The organism is Halalkalibacter wakoensis JCM 9140, from assembly GCF_000513095.1.
In the GTDB taxonomy this organism is placed as follows: domain Bacteria; phylum Bacillota; class Bacilli; order Bacillales; family Bacillaceae_D; genus Halalkalibacter; species Halalkalibacter wakoensis.
The window spans coordinates 16,199-35,615 of sequence record NZ_BAUT01000030.1 but is presented as its reverse complement, the minus strand read 5'-3'; the positions used below and the strand labels follow the sequence as shown (position 1 = coordinate 35,615).

The 19,417-nt window shown below is 39.3% G+C and carries 18 protein-coding genes and 1 other annotated feature; of the genes, 2 read left to right on the top strand and 16 right to left on the bottom strand.

The window, feature by feature from the left end; all coding sequences use genetic code 11:
- Positions 1 to 18 precede the first annotated feature (18 nt).
- The 10 genes from alaS to JCM9140_RS12440 all read right to left on the bottom strand — a co-directional run bounded on the left by alaS (position 19) and on the right by JCM9140_RS12440 (position 11,409).
- The gene (alaS, locus tag JCM9140_RS12485; RefSeq protein WP_034746889.1) at positions 19 to 2,658 is read right to left on the bottom strand and encodes an alanine--tRNA ligase; all 2,640 of its coding nucleotides are present in this window, start codon (positions 2,656 to 2,658) and stop codon (positions 19 to 21) included.
- A 61-nt stretch (positions 2,659 to 2,719) separates the two neighbouring features.
- Positions 2,720 to 2,929: a binding site (T-box leader), on the bottom strand.
- Positions 2,930 to 2,976: 47 nt separating this feature from the next.
- Positions 2,977 to 4,035, bottom strand: a complete 1,059-nt coding sequence (locus JCM9140_RS12480) for an AI-2E family transporter (protein WP_034746886.1) — start codon at positions 4,033 to 4,035, stop codon at positions 2,977 to 2,979.
- Positions 4,036 to 4,247: 212 nt separating this feature from the next.
- A complete protein-coding gene (locus tag JCM9140_RS12475) occupies positions 4,248 to 4,436 on the bottom strand; it encodes a YrzR-like zinc ribbon domain (RefSeq protein ID WP_034746883.1) in 189 nt (62 codons plus the stop codon).
- A gap of 17 nt (positions 4,437 to 4,453) precedes the next feature.
- Positions 4,454 to 4,927 (bottom strand): PRC-barrel domain-containing protein, encoded by a 474-nt coding sequence (locus JCM9140_RS12470; RefSeq protein ID WP_034746880.1) that lies wholly within the window; start codon positions 4,925 to 4,927, stop codon positions 4,454 to 4,456.
- Positions 4,928 to 4,980: 53 nt separating this feature from the next.
- Positions 4,981 to 7,269 (bottom strand): SF1B family DNA helicase RecD2, encoded by a 2,289-nt coding sequence (gene recD2, locus JCM9140_RS12465; protein WP_034746877.1) that lies wholly within the window; start codon positions 7,267 to 7,269, stop codon positions 4,981 to 4,983.
- 12 nt (positions 7,270 to 7,281) lie between these two features.
- Positions 7,282 to 7,935: a tetratricopeptide repeat protein gene (locus JCM9140_RS12460; protein WP_034746875.1), complete on the bottom strand. Its 654-nt coding sequence runs from the start codon at positions 7,933 to 7,935 to the stop codon at positions 7,282 to 7,284.
- 63 nt (positions 7,936 to 7,998) lie between these two features.
- Positions 7,999 to 9,105 (bottom strand): tRNA 2-thiouridine(34) synthase MnmA, encoded by a 1,107-nt coding sequence (mnmA, locus tag JCM9140_RS12455; protein ID WP_034746872.1) that lies wholly within the window; start codon positions 9,103 to 9,105, stop codon positions 7,999 to 8,001.
- A gap of 24 nt (positions 9,106 to 9,129) precedes the next feature.
- On the bottom strand, positions 9,130 to 10,290 hold the full coding sequence (locus JCM9140_RS12450; protein WP_034746869.1) for a cysteine desulfurase family protein: 1,161 nt from the start codon (positions 10,288 to 10,290) through the stop codon (positions 9,130 to 9,132).
- 59 nt (positions 10,291 to 10,349) lie between these two features.
- The gene (cymR, locus tag JCM9140_RS12445; RefSeq protein ID WP_034746866.1) at positions 10,350 to 10,769 is read right to left on the bottom strand and encodes a cysteine metabolism transcriptional regulator CymR; all 420 of its coding nucleotides are present in this window, start codon (positions 10,767 to 10,769) and stop codon (positions 10,350 to 10,352) included.
- Positions 10,714 to 11,409, bottom strand: a complete 696-nt coding sequence (locus tag JCM9140_RS12440; RefSeq protein ID WP_464387980.1) for a YczE/YyaS/YitT family protein — start codon at positions 11,407 to 11,409, stop codon at positions 10,714 to 10,716. Before JCM9140_RS12440 ends, cymR begins: the two co-directional genes overlap by 56 nt.
- A 153-nt stretch (positions 11,410 to 11,562) precedes the next feature.
- Here JCM9140_RS12440 and JCM9140_RS12435 point away from each other — a divergent pair, with 153 nt between their 5' ends.
- Together JCM9140_RS12435 and JCM9140_RS12430 are read left to right on the top strand one after the other, a co-directional pair.
- Complete coding sequence (locus JCM9140_RS12435) at positions 11,563 to 12,828, top strand: replication-associated recombination protein A (RefSeq protein WP_034746863.1); 1,266 nt, start codon at positions 11,563 to 11,565, stop codon at positions 12,826 to 12,828.
- Between the two features lie 217 nt (positions 12,829 to 13,045).
- Positions 13,046 to 13,672: an RsfA family transcriptional regulator gene (locus JCM9140_RS12430; protein WP_034746861.1), complete on the top strand. Its 627-nt coding sequence runs from the start codon at positions 13,046 to 13,048 to the stop codon at positions 13,670 to 13,672.
- Between the two features lie 65 nt (positions 13,673 to 13,737).
- On the opposite strand, the gene JCM9140_RS12425 is transcribed toward JCM9140_RS12430, so the two are convergent.
- The 6 genes from JCM9140_RS12425 to JCM9140_RS12400 form a co-directional block, all read right to left on the bottom strand.
- Positions 13,738 to 14,022, bottom strand: a complete 285-nt coding sequence (locus tag JCM9140_RS12425) for a hypothetical protein (protein WP_034746858.1) — start codon at positions 14,020 to 14,022, stop codon at positions 13,738 to 13,740.
- A gap of 85 nt (positions 14,023 to 14,107) precedes the next feature.
- On the bottom strand, positions 14,108 to 14,320 hold the full coding sequence (locus JCM9140_RS12420) for a hypothetical protein (protein WP_034746856.1): 213 nt from the start codon (positions 14,318 to 14,320) through the stop codon (positions 14,108 to 14,110).
- Between the two features lie 152 nt (positions 14,321 to 14,472).
- On the bottom strand, positions 14,473 to 15,192 hold the full coding sequence (locus JCM9140_RS12415; protein WP_034746854.1) for a LutC/YkgG family protein: 720 nt from the start codon (positions 15,190 to 15,192) through the stop codon (positions 14,473 to 14,475).
- Positions 15,189 to 16,619, bottom strand: a complete 1,431-nt coding sequence (locus JCM9140_RS12410; protein ID WP_034746851.1) for a LutB/LldF family L-lactate oxidation iron-sulfur protein — start codon at positions 16,617 to 16,619, stop codon at positions 15,189 to 15,191. Before JCM9140_RS12410 ends, JCM9140_RS12415 begins: the two co-directional genes overlap by 4 nt.
- Positions 16,620 to 16,632: 13 nt before the next feature.
- Positions 16,633 to 17,355 carry a (Fe-S)-binding protein gene (locus tag JCM9140_RS12405; protein ID WP_034746848.1) on the bottom strand — a complete coding sequence of 241 codons (723 nt, stop codon included), beginning with the start codon at positions 17,353 to 17,355 and terminating at the stop codon, positions 16,633 to 16,635.
- A gap of 155 nt (positions 17,356 to 17,510) precedes the next feature.
- On the bottom strand, positions 17,511 to 19,214 hold the full coding sequence (locus tag JCM9140_RS12400) for an L-lactate permease (protein WP_369384421.1): 1,704 nt from the start codon (positions 19,212 to 19,214) through the stop codon (positions 17,511 to 17,513).
- Positions 19,215 to 19,417: the final 203 nt, after the last annotated feature.

The following is a 19,417-nucleotide window of genomic DNA, read 5'->3' as shown; positions in this document are numbered from 1 at the left end:
TACACCATAATGGTCGAATTAGGAAATCGTGTGAACATATTCTTCAACAAAAGATAAGGCAGATTCTAGCTCTGCAGGGTTTTTCCCTCCAGCTTGTGCCATATCTGGACGGCCACCACCGCCACCTCCACAACGAGTTGCAACTTCTTTCACTAATTTCCCTGCATGATATCCTTTATCAAGTAGATCCTTTGTTACACCTGCTACGATGTTTACCTTCCCATTAGAAACAGCACCTAAAACGATGATTCCGGATGTTAAATCTTGTTTCAACGTATCAACAATTCCTCGTAATCCGTCCATATCAGCAGCTTCTACTTTTTTCGCTAATACTTTTACTCCATTGATTTCAACTGCTTCATTAACAAGATTCCCAGCTTCCATATTGCCCAATTTTGCCGTTAAAGATTCATTTTCTCTTTGTAAATCGCGAATTTGTTGCAACGTTGATTCCACTCTCGCCGGAACATCTTGAACTCGTTTTACTTTTAAGTTCGCTGCAACATCCTTCAACAGCTGAATTTGTGCATTCATGTGCTCATAAGCAGCCTTACCCGTTACAGCTTCAATCCGACGAACACCTGCACCAATTCCTGATTCAGATACTAGTTTGAACATTCCAATTTCAGCTGTATTGCGAACATGGCACCCACCACATAGCTCTAAACTATAATCACCAACTTGGACCACTCGAACCGTTTCACCGTATTTTTCCCCGAATAGAGCCATCGCTCCCATTTCTTTTGCTTCATCTAATTTTTTTACCGAAATGTCTACCGCAACAGCATTCCAAATTTTTTCGTTAACAATTTCTTCAACCTTGTTTATTTCTTCAGAAGTTACTTGACCAAAATGAGAAAAGTCAAAACGCAAACGATCCTCCGAAACCATCGATCCAGCCTGGTTAACGTGAGCTCCAAGAACATCTTTCAATGCTTGATGCAATAAATGCGTAGCCGTATGGTTTTTCACAATGGAATTTCGTTCTGTTTCTTCGACCGTACATGTTACGACTGCCCCTTGCTCAAGTACTCCTTCTTTAACATAAACAGTATGAAGGTGTTGGCCGTTTGGCGCTTTTGTAACAGCTGTCACCTCTGCAAGAAGATTCTCTCCTCGAATACTACCAGTATCTGCTACTTGACCACCACTCTCTGCGTAAAATGGGGTTTCATTCAGAATAACTTGAGCTGTATTTCCAGCAGGGACAATGTCTGTTGTTTCCTTTTCATACACAATTACTTCAACTGAAGATTCAGCCTGTAAGTGATCATAGCCAATAAACGTACTTTCTACCGTGATCTTACCAAGTACCTCATCTTGTACTTGCATCGATCCAGACTCTTGACGTGCAGCACGTGCGCGTTCTCTTTGACCTTCCATCTCACGCTCAAAGCCTTCACGGTCAATTTCAAGCCCTTTTTCTTGGACGTATTCTTCCGTTAAGTCAACCGGAAAACCGTATGTGTCATATAAACGGAACACATCAGCTCCATCAATGACTTTTTTTCCAGACTCATCAGCATCTTTAAGAATCTTTTCTAAAATTGATAAGCCTTCATTTAGGGTCTCATGAAAACGTTCTTCTTCATTTTTCATTACTTTTTGGACAAATTCCGTTTTTTCTTTTACTTCCGGATAAAAATCAACCATAATATCGCCAACTACCGGAACAAGCTCAAACATAAATGGTTTGTGAATGGAAATCAATTTTGCATAGCGAACTGCTCGGCGTAGCAATCTTCTTAGAACATAGCCACGTCCTTCATTCGAAGGAAGAGCACCATCAGCAACAGCAAACGTTACGGTACGTACATGATCAGCAATGACTTTGAACGCGACATCCGTTTCCTGATTTTTTCCATATTGAACTCCAGACATGTTCTCAGTTGCTTTAATGATCGGCATAAATAAATCGGTCTCAAAGTTCGTTCGTGTATCTTGAATAACCGAAACCATTCGCTCTAGCCCCATCCCTGTATCAATGTTTTTCTTAGGAAGAGGTGTGTATGTGCCATCAGGGTTATGATTAAATTGAGAGAACACAAGGTTCCACACTTCTAAATATCGCTCATTTTCTCCACCTGGATAGAGCTCTGGATCCGTCTCATCATTGCCATAGCTTTCTCCACGATCGTAGAAAATTTCCGTATTTGGCCCACTTGGTCCTTCTCCGATATCCCAGAAGTTTCCTTCTAAACGAATGATGCGCTCTTCAGGAATTCCAATTTTCTCTTTCCAATAATCATAAGCTTCATTGTCTTCTGGATGAACGGTTACGGATAATTTTTCTGGATCAAAGCCAATCCACTTTTCACTTGTTAAGAACTCCCATGCCCACTCAATCGCTTCCTCTTTGAAATAATCGCCGATTGAGAAGTTCCCAAGCATTTCAAAAAACGTATGGTGACGAGCTGTTTTCCCAACGTTTTCGATATCATTCGTACGAATGGATTTTTGCGCATTTGTAATACGTGGATTTTCAGGGATCACACGTCCGTCAAAGTATTTCTTTAATGTTGCAACTCCACTGTTAATCCACAATAAAGAAGGATCTTCATGTGGAACTAAAGAAGCACTAGGTTCAATATCATGTCCTTTTTCCTTAAAGAAATCTAAATACATTTGTCTAACTTGAGCAGAAGTTAATGATTTCATCTTTTCTCTCTCCTTATGTATAGAAATAATTTTTGACAATAAAAAAAACCCTAATCCCTAGAAAAGGGACGAGAGTTATCACGCGGTACCACCCTAATTATAGTTAACTATATCTGTTAACTATCACTTTAACGCCTTAACGCGGCGAACGTCAGAGATTTATCTGCACTCAGGAGTAGCGTTCAAAAGCCCCTTACCCAGTGTACTTTCAGCCAAGGTACACCTCTCTTTAGAGTGGAATGCTTCATACTTGTTCCATCAACGTTTTAAACATAACAGTTTGTACGCCTTCTATTATAGAAATCCACCCAGCACTTGTCAATCTTTCATAAAATGAAAACGAATGTGCAATAAGGTTACTTTTCCAACCGCTAGAATAGGCACCGCAATTAGCATGCCAATAAAACCACCAATTTCCACTCCTACTAATAATGCAAGAATAATCAAGGCAGGATGTAAATGCAATGTCTTTCCTACAATAACTGGTGACAAAATATTGCCTTCAATTTGCTGAATGACGAAAATCAAGACAATCGTTGCAACCCCTAATTGCCATGATTGTAAAAAAGCGATGATAACAGCGGGAACTGCCCCAATAAAAGGCCCGAAATACGGAATAAGATCCATTGCCCCCATAAAAAGGCCAAGTAAAATGGGATATGGAACCCCCAGTGCCCATAGGCCAATCGTAGAAATGATGAATACCGATAATGAAACGAGTAATTGCCCCCGAATAAAGTTACCAAATGTATGATCAACATCTTTTACATATTTTTTGAGAGGCTCTCTCCAATTTCTTGGCGTGATATACCAGCATAATCGTCTAATCGCATCATGATCTTTCAAGAAAAAGAACACCAAAAATGGGATCACAATAAAAGCGAACATGGACTTTAATAAAAACAAGGCTGCTTGCTCAATTTGATCAAACGCACTTTCCCCCATTTGAACCAATTGAACACGCCACTCCTGCGTTTGATTTTGCAAAGGTGCAGGCAAGGTTTCTACATATCGCTGAATTCGTGCTGTTTCTCGTTCCAACTCCCTTATTTGTGCTGGGATTGTGTCAAAAGCGTGTTGAATCTGATTAATAAAAGAGGGAAGACCAATTGTTAGTAAAAAGCCAAATGTTAAAACAATCGCGATAAAAATAAGCAGTACGGCAATTGGTCTAGATAAACCTGAATCATGCATTTTCTCAACTAGTGGATGTAGCAAATAAGTTAGCAAAATAGCAATTCCCACTGGTAAAACAAGGGCTCTAATCATTGCTCCAAATGGAGATAGTAAAGGAGACAACTGAACAATCATATAAATGATTAATAAGGAAAGCAAAGTAAAAACAAGGCGATATAGCCACTTTTGGTTCAGTTCCATCTATACACCCCTCATCTTTTTTAAAGGCTGTTTTGCGTGCTCGTTTTTTTTGGGTTAAATAAATAAAGACTCTATAAAGAACCGATCTCACCTTGACTTAGGTGCGCATAGAAAAAGAGAGTGAACGTCACATTTACTTAGTGAATCGCGCAGCCCTCTTTACCTCATTTGATTTGTTACCTAATTTGTTACCTTTTATAAAAAGTTCTTGTTTACATTTCAACTTGAAGATCCTCTTCTTCAAATAAATCGTCGAGTGAACTAAGTGATCCATCTTCTTCAACCTGATGCGTGGACAATCGTCCTTTTACTAAACTCATTTCAATAAAGCAGTTCCAACAATAGTATTGATTGGTTCCAATTTTTCCGATATCTTTGCTTTTACAGTTTGGACATTGCATTGGCACAAGACTCCCTTCTAATCATGTAGAATGGCTCGGCCCCCAGCGATCGTTAAAGTAGATTCACTTTTTACTACCCTTCGACCTTCTACTAAATCTGCCACCAAGCCTTCCGTCACCTCATACCCTACAATCGTGCCCACTTCCTCAAGAAAATATACGTCTTCTAGCAACCCTAATTTCTCACCTTCTGCTGTTAGCAATGCGATTCCGTGAAGACGATGTTTCCCGTGTTTTAAGTGGTGTGCATGTTTTTGTTCAGGTTTAAGTTGTTGCAATGCTTGACCATCTTTAACCATAACTCCATCTGTTCCAATGCTTGTAATGCTTGAAACAGGCAAAAATAAATGTTTCTGAAACCAACCTTTTGGATCAACTAGGAAGCCACTTACCTTACCATCTTCATAGATCAAATCCAACACATGTCCGCACTCTTTACCCGTTGTAATTGATAGGACAGGTAATCCTTCAATCGTTGAAAAAGTACGCAAAAAAATCGCCACCTTTCCTAACACAACGTTAGTGTGTGGCGATTTCCTATTAATTATGTTCCTGTTTCGTTTCCACTTTTCACTGGCAAATGCTGAAGCTTTTCCTGTAACATTGAGTTTCTTAATTGTTCGTCTCTATCCGTTATAGCAGTATGGATTGCTTTTAAGTCCCCACATAACAACAGAAATTGTTTTGCCCTTGTAATTCCGGTGTAAAGCAAATTCCTTCGTAACATTCGTGCATAGTTTCGAACAACTGGCATCACAACAATTGGAAATTCACTTCCTTGTGCTTTATGAATTGAGCAACAATACGCATGTGTAATTTGATTTAAATCTTTTTTTGCGTACACCACTTCAGTTCCATCAAATGAAATAACCAATTGATCTTGACGTTCTTGATTTTCTTTTGCATAAAAAATTGCAACGATTTCACCACGGTCGCCATTATAGACATTTTCATCTGGATTATTGACAAGCTGTAGTACGATATCCCCCGTACGGTACACAACTTCACCAAAACCAATCTCCCGTCTTTGCTCCGTTTTTGGGTTAAATAAATTTTGGAGCATTGTATTAAGCTCTGTAATTCCTGCTTGTCCTTTGTACATAGGAGCTAATACTTGGATTTCTTTTGCCGTGTAACCTTTTTTCATCGCATTTTCACAAATTTGTGAGACGACTTGCTGAACGTGATCAATTTGACATGGAAAGAAGCGACGATCTGGTTGAGGGTCTGGTAAGTTTGTAGGCATTACACCTTCTTTCATCGAATGAGCTAACTCGATAATCGATGAACCTTCTGCTTGCCTGTAAATATCAATTAAATGAACGGTAGGAATCATATTCGACTCAAGGAAATCACGTAAGACTTGTCCGGGTCCAACTGATGGCAACTGGTCTTGATCACCTACAAGCACGACTTGCATTCCTTTAGGTATCGCCTTCAATAGTTGATTCATTAACCAAATATCCACCATCGACGTTTCATCAACGATTAAAAGTTCTCCTTCTAGCTGCTCATGATCGCCTTTTTCAAATCCACCACTTCCACCCTTCCAGCCTAAGAGTCGGTGAATGGTTGTAGCTGGCAACTCGGTTGCCTCACTCATTCGTTTCGCTGCTCTTCCCGTTGGGGCAACTAACAAAATAGGAAACGGGTTGCTTTTTGTATAAGCTTTTTTGTCTAACGAAAGACCATGTAGACGAGCATAAAGTTCTACAATCCCTTTTATTACCGTTGTTTTCCCCGTTCCTGGTCCTCCCGTTAAAATCATCAGTGAAGAAGAAAGAGCTGTTTGAATGGCTTCCTTTTGTGAAGAAGCATATTCCATTTTTTGTTCCTCTTCCAACTGTCCTAATGCTTTTAGAAACTCCGCTTCTGGGAATTCATCTTCAATTTCCTGACTCAGTAAACGCTGAACGCTAGAGACAATACCTTTTTCAGCAAAGTAAAGTGTCTTCACATATACTCGGTCATCTTCTGTGCGAATTTCATCCCCTTCTTGCATAAGCAAAAGCTGTTCTTCGACTTCAGCCTCTTCCAATTTACAGTCATAAGAAGACAGCAAGGATAAAACGTGTGGAATTAATTCGTCTTTTGGCAAAAAGACGTGTCCGTCGGACAAACAAAGTTCTTGTAATAAATACAAGCAGCCCGCTCGGATTCGGTCAGGATGTTTGCCTGTTATACCAATCGCAGCTCCTAGCAAATCAGCTCTTCTAAAACCAATCCCTTCCACATCCGCGATTAATTGGTAAGGGTTTGTTTGAATAATATCAAGAGCTTGTAACCCATATGCTTGGTACACTTTCATGGATAGCTCCACGCCGAAACCGTGTTTGGACAACGTCATTAACACTTGCTCTACACCTTGTTGATCAACAAGCTGTTCATATAACGAATCGGCTTTTTCTTTTGATAATTTCGGAACTTCTGCCAATGCTGTTCGATCCTCAACAATTCTAGTAATCGCTCTTTCTCCAAGCTTATCTACGATTGCTTCAGCTGTTTTGATTCCGACTCCAGGAAAGCGTCCACTTGATAAATATTGAACAATTCCATTTTTCGTCTGAGGTAGGTCTCTCCTAAATTGCTCTACTTGATACTGAAGACCAAACTTGGGGTGATCGATTACTCTCCCAAAAAACAAAAAAGTTTCCTCTTGCTCTAACTTAGGAAGAGTACCAACAATGGTTATTTTCTTTTCTTTTATCTCTTCATTTGTTTGTTGTATATGAATAAGAGCGACTGTATAGTAGTTTTCTTCATTCCGGAACACAATATGACTTACGGTTCCTTTTATAAAGCCTCGTTCAACCGATTTCTCTTCTTCAGTCACATGTCATCACCCTTATCTGATGGCTTGTTCAATCGTCTTCTTCCCATTTGCCGCTAATGCATGATCAGGCTGGATCTCAAGAGCTTTTTCAAATGCAACTAATGCATCTTCTGCCCGTTCTTGATAGGCATACGCAACTCCAACATTAAAAAATGCATCAGCATGCTGGTTATCTAACTGAACGACGCGTTCAAATTGTTCAATGGACTCCTCAATCTTTTCTAATTGAGCTAAGCATAATCCATATTGAAATAGACCGTCAACATCTTCTGGCTGAAGTTCAACCGTCCGTTTAAATGAAGCTAACGCATGTGGAAGAGCCCCTAACTGGTAATAGCTCATTCCCAGCATAAAATGAACATCTGGTTCGTCAAGCTTTTCCATTAATGCCTGTTTAAACATTTTGGTAGCTTCTTCAAATTGGTCTTGTTTATAATAAATCGTTCCTGCTCCGTAATACGCAGTGGCAGCACGTTCATCTAATCCGATCGCCTTATCAAAAAACGTTAACGCTCGTTCATAATCACCAAGTAACCCTAATAAATTCCCAAAATTAATAAAACCAGTTGGATCATTAGGATTCTCTTCAATAGCGTCATTAAAAGCTTGAGCAGCTTTTTCATATTCTTTTTCATTCATATAGGCAATACCTTTTTCATTTAACATAAGATCTCCTCCTAATTTTAAGTTGTAGCATCAGAATTGACAATGAAAAAGGAAAATACCTTTTTAGGCATTTTCCCACTTTTTGATCACATGATCGATTGTTCCTCCGCCAAGACAAACATCACCGTCATATAAAACGACAGCTTGTCCTGGTGTGACAGCACGCTGTGGCTCATGAAACGAAATACGAGTCGTTCCGTCTTCTTTCGGATAAACGGTCACTTGTTGATCCTCTTGGCGATAACGCAGCTTCGCCGTACAAGTGAATTCAGCTTTCGTTGCATAACCATTCTTGATCCAATTCATTCCGATTGCATCTAAGCCTTCAGAGTTTAGTCCTTTGTGATGGAACCCTTGTCCAACAATTAACACATTTCGCTCAAGATCTTTGTCTATCACAAACCAAGGCTCTCCAGCTCCTCCGATTCCAAGACCTTGACGCTGACCAAGCGTGTAATACATGAGACCGTCATGATGTCCTTTTACTTCTCCATCAACTGTTTGCATTTCTCCAGGTTGAGCAGGCAAGAACTCACTTAAAAACTCTTTGAAATTACGTTCACCGATAAAACAAATCCCCGTACTGTCCTTTTTCTTAGCTGTAGCAAGATTTGCTGCAAGTGCACGCTCACGCACTTCTTTTTTCGGCAAATGTCCAATTGGGAACATCGTTTTGGATAGTTGCTTTTGGGAAAGAGCATTTAAAAAGTACGTTTGATCTTTATTGTCATCAACGCCACGAAGAAGCAAAAATTCCCCATCACGCTCTTCAACACGTGCATAATGTCCAGTTGCGACATAATCTGCTCCGAGTGACATCGCATGATTTAGAAACGCTTTGAATTTGATCTCCTTGTTACACATTACATCAGGGTTCGGTGTTCGTCCCGCTTTATATTCTTCAAGGAAATACGTAAAGACTTTATCCCAGTATTGCTTCTCAAAATTCACAGCATAATAAGGGATCCCAATTTGATTACATACTTGAATGACATCCTCGTAATCCTCTGTTGCTGTACAAAATCCGTTTTCATCGGTATCATCCCAATTTTTCATGAAAATACCAATCACATCATAACCTTGCTCTTTTAAAAGCAAAGCTGTTACAGATGAATCTACACCACCAGACATTCCAACAACCACTCTTGTATCTTCTGGTCGCTTTTTCATACACTCACCACCTTTGGCTACATTCTAGCTGATATATTCTTCTTGCTGTCTAAGCCGTTTTACAATTTCGGCCGTATCTAACGCTACTCGTTCGATCTGTTCGTTTGTATTCCCGAACCCGAAACTAAAACGAATCGCTGATTGTACTCGTTCTGATTCATTCTCAAACATCGCAACCAGTACATGCGATGGTTCAATCGACCCAGCTGTACAAGCCGAACCACTTGACGCACAAATAGACGCCATGTCTAAATTCATCAACAATGATTCAATATTCACATAAGGAAAGCTAACATTTAATACATGCGGCAAACGTTCATGCTGATGTCCATTTACATAGAAATCCACTTCTTTTTTGGACCAAACATCGATTAACGTTTGAGCAAACTTTTGATAGCGCTCCGTTCGTTCCATAATAGAACGGTTCGAAAGTTCCATTGCTTTTGCAAAACCAACGACTGCTGCCACATTTTCTGTCCCGGCACGGCGCTTACGCTCTTGCTCGCCACCAAATAGAACGGGTTTTACTTTAATGCCTTCTTTCATATAGAGAAGACCAACCCCTTTAGGACCATTGATTTTATGAGCAGAAACAGAAAGCATATCAACAGGCAATTGCGAGAGATTTAATTCAACCATTCCACAAGCCTGTACAGCATCTGTATGGAAAACAGCTTGATGTTCTTGTAACAATTGACCAACCTCTTCAATCGGTTGAATCGTACCGACTTCGTTGTTTCCAAACATGAGCGTAACAAGAATTGTATCATCACGTAAGGCTTCTTGTACATCATTTAGCTTTACCCTCCCTGTTTCATCTACAGGGAGATACGTTACGTCAAACCCTCGCTTTTCAAGTTCTTGACAGGCATGTAAAACCGCATGATGTTCGACCTTAGATGTAATAATATGATTTCCTTTGCTTTTATGTTCAAGAGCATATCCGAGAATAGCCATATTGTCAGCTTCTGTACCACCGCTTGTAAAAATAAGCGTTTGCTCATGGACATTTAGTACACTTGCAATCGTCCGACGTGCCTTGTCGAGTGCTTGCCTTGCCTGCCTCCCGATTTGATGAATGCTTGACGGATTTCCAAAATGAGTTTGGAAATACGGCAGCATCTCATTCAGGACATCTGGATGAAGAGGCGAAGTAGCCGCATGGTCAACATAAATTAATTCCACTTTTCGTACACCTTCTTTTATTTATAAGAATCCCAAATAAAAAGGAGTTACATTCCTTTTTATATATAAAACATAAAATATTCTTGATCACCTGAATCTTCATATGTAGCTAAATCCTCAAGAGTCGTGTTATCAAGTACATCCTTGACAGCATCGCGAATTTTTATCCATAAATTGCGCTTGGCTGGCTCTTCATTATCCATCACTTCAACTGGACTAATAGGCCCTTCTAACACGCGAATAATATCTCCTGCTGTAATCTCTTTTGCTTCTTTTGCTAACATATACCCGCCGTAAGCACCACGAACACTCTTCACTAACATTGCATTTCGTAGTGGGGCAATGAGCTGCTCTAAATAATGTTCGGATAAATCATATTCTTTGGCGATTGATTTTAGTGAAATCGGACCTTCCCCTGCTTGTTTAGCTAACGCCATCATGATAGTGAGTCCGTAACGACCCTTTGTTGAAATCTTCATCCTTTATCCCTCTTTCCAAAATATAATCAAAGATCCGTTTGCACTGAGGCAAGGTGACTCCTACAACAGACCCAATGCCAAAACAGAAAATGAGCGTTCCAATGAAAACCGTTCCTCCAAGCAACCAGCCAATAGAAAGGACACTCACTTCCATTAGCACTCGCACATGTTGAACTTTCCAACCCGTTTTTTGCTGTAGGGCGAGCATAAGACTATCACGTGGACCGGCTCCGCAACCCGGAGCAATATATATACCGATACCATATCCGATAATGAGTATTCCTAAAAGCATCATCGAATACTGCCAAAACATTGTGGCAGGTGCAGGAATGAGCCATAAAAACAAGTCTATAAAAATGCCAAGAAACAGCATATTTAAAAAAGCACCAATTTGTGGCCAGGACTTCATTAGAAAAGCTGTTATGCTTAGTACAACAAACCCCATTATAATTGACCATGTGCCAACTGTTAAACCTAGCTGCTTGGTTAAACCAATATGTAAAACATCCCATGGCGCACCACCAAGATTGGCATGAATCATTAGTGCAATACCAAGAGCCATTACAATAAGTCCAAACATAAACGTACTCCATCGAAATAAAAAGAGACGTCTTTTCTTATTTATTTCTACTCTCCCCAAGAGAAATCCCTTCTCTCTTTAGAATTCTTTGCCATTATAGCACGAAAATCTTTAATTTGGGTCATCAGACCATAAAACCAGTCAGGATAGTTGGCTTTTGTCCCTCTATTCTATTACACTTACGTTATTACCGATAAAAGAGAGGATAAAAAGATGAAAAAACAACCACTCGCCTATCGAATGCGACCAAAAAAAATAGAAGATGTGATTGGCCAACAACATTTAATTGGTGAAGGACAATTGTTAAGACGAATGGTCGATGTAGGACAGTTGTCTTCTATGATCCTCTATGGCCCACCTGGAATTGGGAAAACGTCGATTGCAAGTAGTATTGCGGGTTCAACTGGAACACCTTCAAAAATACTTAATGCTGTTGTCCATAACAAGAAAGATATGGAGATTGCTGTTGAGGAAGCCAAAATGCATGGTCAACTCATCCTCATTCTTGATGAAGTTCACCGGTTAGATAAAGGAAAACAAGATTTTCTACTGCCGTACCTTGAAAATGGATTGCTCATCTTAATTGGGGCGACAACTGCCAACCCGTTCCATTCCATTAATCCAGCGATCCGAAGCCGTTGCCAAATTTTCGAGCTCGAGCCTCTTACTGTTGACGATATAAAACAAGCGTTGCAAAGGGCACTTCTTGATTCAGACAACGGATATGGAAATGAAGAAGTATCAATAAGTGACGAAGCCATAACTCATTTAGCCAAAGCATGTGGTGGGGATGTGCGTTCAGCCTTAAATGGATTAGAACTAGCCATTCTTTCTACCTTCCCAGATGAGTTTGGGGTAAAGACGATTTCCCTCAAAACAGCTGAGACTTGTATTCAGAAGAAAAGCTTTCAACATGATAAAGATGGAGATGCCCATTATGATGTTCTCTCTGCTTTTCAAAAATCGATTCGTGGGAGTGACGTCAATGCAGCACTCCATTATTTAGCAAGATTAATTGAAGCTGGAGATTTAATCAGTATCAATCGCAGACTTCTTGTTATTGCGTATGAAGACATTGGATTAGCCAATCCACAAGCAGGTCCAAGAACCCTTTCTGCTATAGAAGCTTCAGAGCGTTTAGGATTCCCAGAGGCACGAATTCCTTTGGCAAATGCTGTAATTGAACTATGTTTGTCCCCAAAATCCAATTCCGCCTATAAAGCACTTGATCAAGCATTAGCAGATATTCGAAGTGGTCACATTGGAGAAGTTCCAAAACATTTAAAGGATACCCACTACAAAGGGGCTATAGAGCTAGGTCGAGGAATAGACTACAAGTATCCGCATGATTATGAGCATGGCTGGGTAAAACAACAATATTTGCCTACTAAACTTAAAGAAGCACACTATTATGAACCAAAAAGAACTGGTAAATTTGAACAAGCATTAGCGGAAGTTTATGAACGCTTAAATAAATAATAATCGAAAATCGAGTCTGTATACTAAACAAACTAGTATACAGACTCTTTGTTGTTCCCTACAACGTATAGTTTCGTAGTATGTAATGTTTTAACAGCAGACATGTCTATATATCTACCTTGTTCTAATTTAATTTTCTATCACCCTTGTATAAAGAATCAATTTGCTGGTTAGAATTGGTACCAATAAGATTTCAATATTCAAGGAGTGATATAATATGAAAATTAGACAAGATGCTTGGTCACATGAAGATGACGTATTACTAGCTGAAACAGTTTTAAAACATATTCGAGAAGGAAGTACTCAACTAAGAGCTTTTGATGAAGTTGGAGATGAGTTAAACCGTACATCTGCAGCATGCGGGTTCCGTTGGAATGCAGTTGTCCGCAACCGTTATATGAAGCAAATTGCTGAAGCAAAGAAAGAGAGAAAAGAAAGAAAGCGTGCCGCATCCTTCTCTTATTATCCTCAGATGAGGCCAATGTGGACTCCTCAACCAACATTCGAAAGGTTGAACCAATCACTAGATAGTGAGATGTCTCTTGAGACCGTCATTGATTATTTACAAAACATGATGCATACCAACACACAATCATCCTCTTTACAATTAGAGAACGAAAGATTGCAACAACAAAATCAAGAGCTCGAATTACGTAATGCTGAACTTGAAAAAGAACTTAAGAAAATTAAACAGGATAATAGTATTATTGAAGAGGATTATCAATCTCTCATTCAAATCATGAACAGAGCTAGACGAATGGCTATTCTTGAAGATGAAGAGTCTCTTTCAAACGCTTCATTTAAAATGGATAAAAACGGAAATTTAGAAAAAGTTGCGAAATAATAATACTGATTAATGGGTGCCTAAAAAATGAATGATCTTCTAGGCACCCTATCACTTTGTAATCCTCATTTACCAAATAAACCTCTATCTCCATCTAGGATTGCTTTTAATACTTCTATTTTATCTTTTTTATTAATTTTCTTGATTACTTTTTTATATTCTTCATCGTCTATCTTTCCCGATGTATGAAGTGCAAAAGCTAGAGCATAGGCAATGGCTGTCGTATCAATGTTAACATTCACAGTGACGTCGACGTCAGAATTACCACTTTTTTGTACGTTTGCGCTGTTTTCTACTGCACTTCGAACACTGTCATTCAATTTCTTTTGAAGTTTATTGAATTCAGACATTTCCAACCCTCCTTGTTTAAAAAAGAGGTCGCCTCATGGGCTTTTGCCTTTTTTAGATGCCAATTTTGAGACAACCTCATTTTACTTACTTCCTTCTTCTGTCTCTAATTTCATCAGAGAGTGTTCGAACGCGAGCTTTAGATTCTGAATCGACAGTAACATCAACGAAAGCATTACCACTGTCTACTACTTTAGCGATGTTAATGTTCTTATCTTTGATTCTAAGATCATTGTCTAGCTCGTTTTTCAACACATCATCTAACGTATCTCTCTCATCTCTTCTATCTTTTCTTAACATTACTAACACCTCCTCTCTTACTTTTACCGTATTCGAAATAATGATATTGTTGTGGACAAGTGCACTAGTCAAATATTCAGTTTTCTTTAATTAGGTATCTTCCAATACACCAAAAAAGACTACTGAGTAAGCACTCAGTAGTCTTTTAAAAATTATTGATCATCAACCACAATGTAACAAGCTCTAATCGGTCCATGGACCCCGACAACTAAGTTCATTTCAATATCAGCACTATTACTAGGTCCTGAAATAAAATTCACACATGAAGGAAAACGTCCTTCTTTTTGAGCCAGTTCATGTAAATGGCTAGCTGCCTGTGTCATTCTAGGTACGATTGTACTTTTTGGAATAATGGCTATATAACTCGTTGGCAATAAACTGACAGATCTACCTTTATTTTCGTCACTTAATAGTACAACTGTGCCAGATTCAGCTAGTGTCATATCAGAAAATGTGATACCGATATCAGCTTGTTCTGCTAGCGTAATATTTTCACTTCCACGCTCTGGCTCCCATGTATGAATCTCTTTCCCTTCATTGCTTAGCTGTACCATTTTTGGATCAAGACCAAACTGAGAAAAACGCTCATCTTTCCAATTAACGATTTTCTGACCATCAAATCGCTCGATCACTTCCTCAAGTTTCTCTGGCAACTCGGCTGTCGTTACATGTTCAAAACTTGTGTGAATTTTCTCACACTGCAACTTCAACCGATCAACAAGTTGATCTTGAGATTCTCCTTTAAACACATTATGTTGTGGTTGCTTTTTCCAAACAGGACGAGCAACTTTTTCTTTACGTCGTTCTCTTCCTAAGCTTGAAGCGATTTTATTTAAGAAAGCTTCTTGATTTTGAATTGTACCATTTGTCATTTCTTATCCGCTCCCTTCTCACGATTTTTAAACCATTCTCTAAACGATTCTTTACTCGGGCTAGGGAAATCTCGGATATCAGTCCACGGTTTCACAGGTCCAGGTCCTTTTGAAATCTTTCCATCTTTAACTAAAGGACTCATCATTTGTGGAGCCATTTTCGAACCCATTCCATAAATTTTTGGCGAGCTGGCTGCCATCGCAAAACCTTTCATCGCTAGTTTTTCACCAAACGATGCTTTTCCTTGTTCCTCGACCATATTTCGACGATGTTTCACTAACAGTTCATGCAATGGAATTTTCACCGGACACGCATCGGTACAGGCTGCACACAAACTAGATGCATAAGGAAGCTCCTTGTATTCATCATATCCTCCTAACAATGGAGATAACACTGCTCCAATTGGTCCAGGATAGATCGAACCATAAGAGTGACCCCCAATATGACGATAGATTGGGCATACATTAATACAGGCAGCACAACGAATACATTGAAGGGCTGATTGGAATTCGGTACCGAGAATGTTTGAACGTCCATTATCAACAATGACAAGGTGGAATTCATCTGGACCGTCAACATCCCCTTCTTCTTTTGGTCCAGTTAATCCAGTAATATAACTAGTTAGCTTCTGGCCAACTGCACTTCTACAGAGCATACTAACAAGTACTTCAAGCTCTTCCCACGTAGGTACAATTCGTTCCATTCCCATAACCGATATTTGTGTTTTTGGCAAACTTGTTGCTAGACGTGCATTTCCTTCATTCGTTACTAATGAAATGCTACCAGATTCTGCTACAGCGAAGTTACAACCCGTAATCCCAATATCTGCTTGTAAAAATTCTTGTCGCAACTGTTCACGTGCAAACAAAGCAAGCTCTTCTGGCTTAGAAGATTTCTTGTATCCTTTTTTCACATGAAACGTATCTCGAATTTGATCTTTGTTTTTATGAAGAGCCGGTGCAACAATGTGAGAAGGTGGATCATGGTCATCAATTTGCAAAATGTATTCACCTAAATCAGACTCAATGACTTCGCATCCTACAGATTCCAAAGCTTCATTCATACTTATTTCTTCTGTTACCATTGATTTCGATTTGATAACCTTTTTAGCTTCTTTTTCTTTTACGACCTTTTTAATGTACTCATTTGCTTCTTCTGCTGTTTGCGCAAAAAAGACATGCCCACCTTTTGCTGAGACGTTTGTCGCTAATTGTTCAAGGTAATAATCAAGGTTTTCTAGCGTGTGTTGACGAATTTCCTCCGATAGTTCACGCCAATCTTCCCAATCCCCTAGCTCTTTTTCAGCGTTCGACTTTGCATTTTTCAATCTTTCCTGAGCAGAAACAACCGCGTTTCTCATAAAGTCATTTTTTAGTCCTTTGTCTACACGGCCAAAAAATTCAACTTCACCTATCTTCATTCCCATTTTCATACACCTCCTACTTTGCTGTTTGATTTAGCACTTGCGCAATATGCATTACTTTAATTGGCTTTCCTTGACGATCAATACGGCCACCAATGTTCATTAAACAACCGCAGTCAGCCCCTACCAAAACTTCCGCTTCTGTACTTTCTATATGACTTATCTTTTCATTAACCATTTGCTCTGAAATCGGTACCATTTTCACCGAGAACGTACCACCGAAACCGCAGCAATTTTCCTTGTTTGGTAAACTTGTTAATTCAAGACCCTCGACATTGTTTAATAGTTTCATTGGCGCATCTTTCACACCTAATAATCGTGTCATATGACAAGATGTATGATACGTAGCTTTCACAGGACAAGTAGCACCAACATTTTCTATTTTCAGCACATCAACGAGAAACTGCGAAAACTCAAATGTTTTCTTCGCTAATTGTTCAGCTTTTTCTTTCCATTCTGGTTCATCTTTTAAAAGATGTGGATACTCTAGAAACATCGATGCACAAGAGCCAGATGGAGTTACAACGTATTCAGACTTTTCAAATGCTTTAATCATATTTTTCGCTACATCTTTTGTTTCACGGTGATATCCACTGTTGTAAGCAGGTTGCCCACAGCATATTTGTGCAGCTGGGAAATCGACTGAACAGCCTAACCTTTCTAATACTTCAACTGTATCTTTCCCAACACCTGGATAAAACACGTCCGCTAAACATGTGATGAATAATGAGACTTTCATTGTTTTTCCACCCTCTTCATATAAGATCAGGTCATCTGATGACTACACCAAAAAATTATTCTTCCTATAAAGAGTAGAGGGGTGCTATCAAAGCACCCTCTTCTCTTAGCTTACTTACTATTATAGTATTCTAGCATTGGTTTTCAACTATTTCTTTATGCTGCACGGTTTGTTTGATCAAGTTCTTTTCGTTTTTTGCTTCCTTTCATAAAAGCAAAAATGATTCCGATTAAGACAATTGCTACCATGATCGTTCCAAGATTAAAACCAATTCCATTTAAGAAGATAAATCCAACTCCACCAGCAAAGAAAACATAGAAGACTGTTGGAATAATGGTTTTTCTTATGATCAGTCCTTCTTTCCCTAACAAGCCAGCAGCTGCAGAAGCTGCCACAACATTATGCACACAAATCATGTTTCCAGCTGCTCCACCTACTGCTTGAAGAGCAACAACCGTCGATGCTGTAACCCCAATGTTATCGGCTACACCAAATTGGAATAGCGAGAACATCATATTACTAATCGTGTTACTACCTGCTACGAAAGCCCCTAATGCTCCAATGGCTGGAGCTACAGCTGGCCAGTTATCACCAAGTAATGCTGATACACTCTCAGCTAAAACGATTGGCATGCTTTCATATCCACTTGAATTCACACCTGAGTTTAAGAATACTTGCACCATCGGAACTGCAAATAACAGAGCTGGTGCTGCGCTTACGACTGTGCCAAATGACTCTTTTACGGCTGTTTTATACTCTTGTGGTTTCATTTGGTGCATAAAATAAACGATGATTGAAACAAAGATTAATATAGTACCAGGTAAATGCAATGGAGTACTTGAGAACGAAATGGATGTTCCAAATAGTTCCGTTACATTAATTTTCACTACTTTCAACCAATCACCAAACGGAAGCGCATTCACACGAGTTAATACAAGAATAACTCCAACGATTACATATGGCATCCATGCCATTGCTGGTGAAATTTTACGAGGTGGTTTAACGTTCTCAACTTTGAGTCTACCCACCCATTCTGGATCCCAATTATTTTTAGAATCAAAATCCCAAGTTGTTTTTGGAATTAAGAATCCTTTTTTCGCTGCAGGTATAACAATTGCTAAACCAATTAATCCTCCAAATAATGATGGGAACTCTGGCCCTAAAATATTAGCTACAAGTGCATAAGGTACAGTAAAAGCTAATCCAGCAAAGATAGCAAAAGGCCAAACTGCCAATCCTTCTGTAATCGACTTGTTTTTACCAAAGAATGTCGTTAACATCGTCACCATAATTAAAGGAATAAACAATCCAACAATTCCGTGTATGATGGCTACTTCCCCACCAATTGAACGAACGTACGCATCATAAGTTACTCCAAGACTAGCAGCTGTTTCATGTACTAAAGCTGATTCTCCTAAGCCTGATTCAACCCCAATTAAAATTGGCGTTCCAACTGCTCCAAATGAGACAGGTGTTGATTGTATAATAAGAGCAACGACAACTGAAGCCATTGCAGGAAATCCAATTGCTACAAGTAGTGGTGCAACAATAGCAGCTGGCGTTCCCCATCCAGAAGCCCCTTCAATAAACGAGCCGAACAACCAACAAATGATAATTGCTTGAACTCGTCTATCTGGTGAAATATCCGTGAAGCCTTGACGAATAGTAGAAATGGCACCGCTCTCTTTTAACGCATTTAAAAGCAATATTGCTCCAAAAACAATAATCAATACTTCCAATGCCGTTGTAATCCCCCGCACACTTGCAGCGGCTACTTGATTTCCAGGTACTCCCCAAACAAACATGGAAACCGCAACGGTGACGATAAATGCTAATGCATCGCTCGCTTCGCTGGCCACTTTAATAATACTAAAAACAAAAACACTGAAAGAATAGGTACTAATGCTAATAATGCTAACGTTCCTAAATTCATATAAAAATCCCCCTCCAACTTTTCAAACCTTCAGGTCATCTGATGACCTGTTGTAAGTGCTTTCATTATAAAAAAAGTTCAAAAAACATTCAATCTTTTTCTGAAAGATTGATGAGAATCACAACAAAT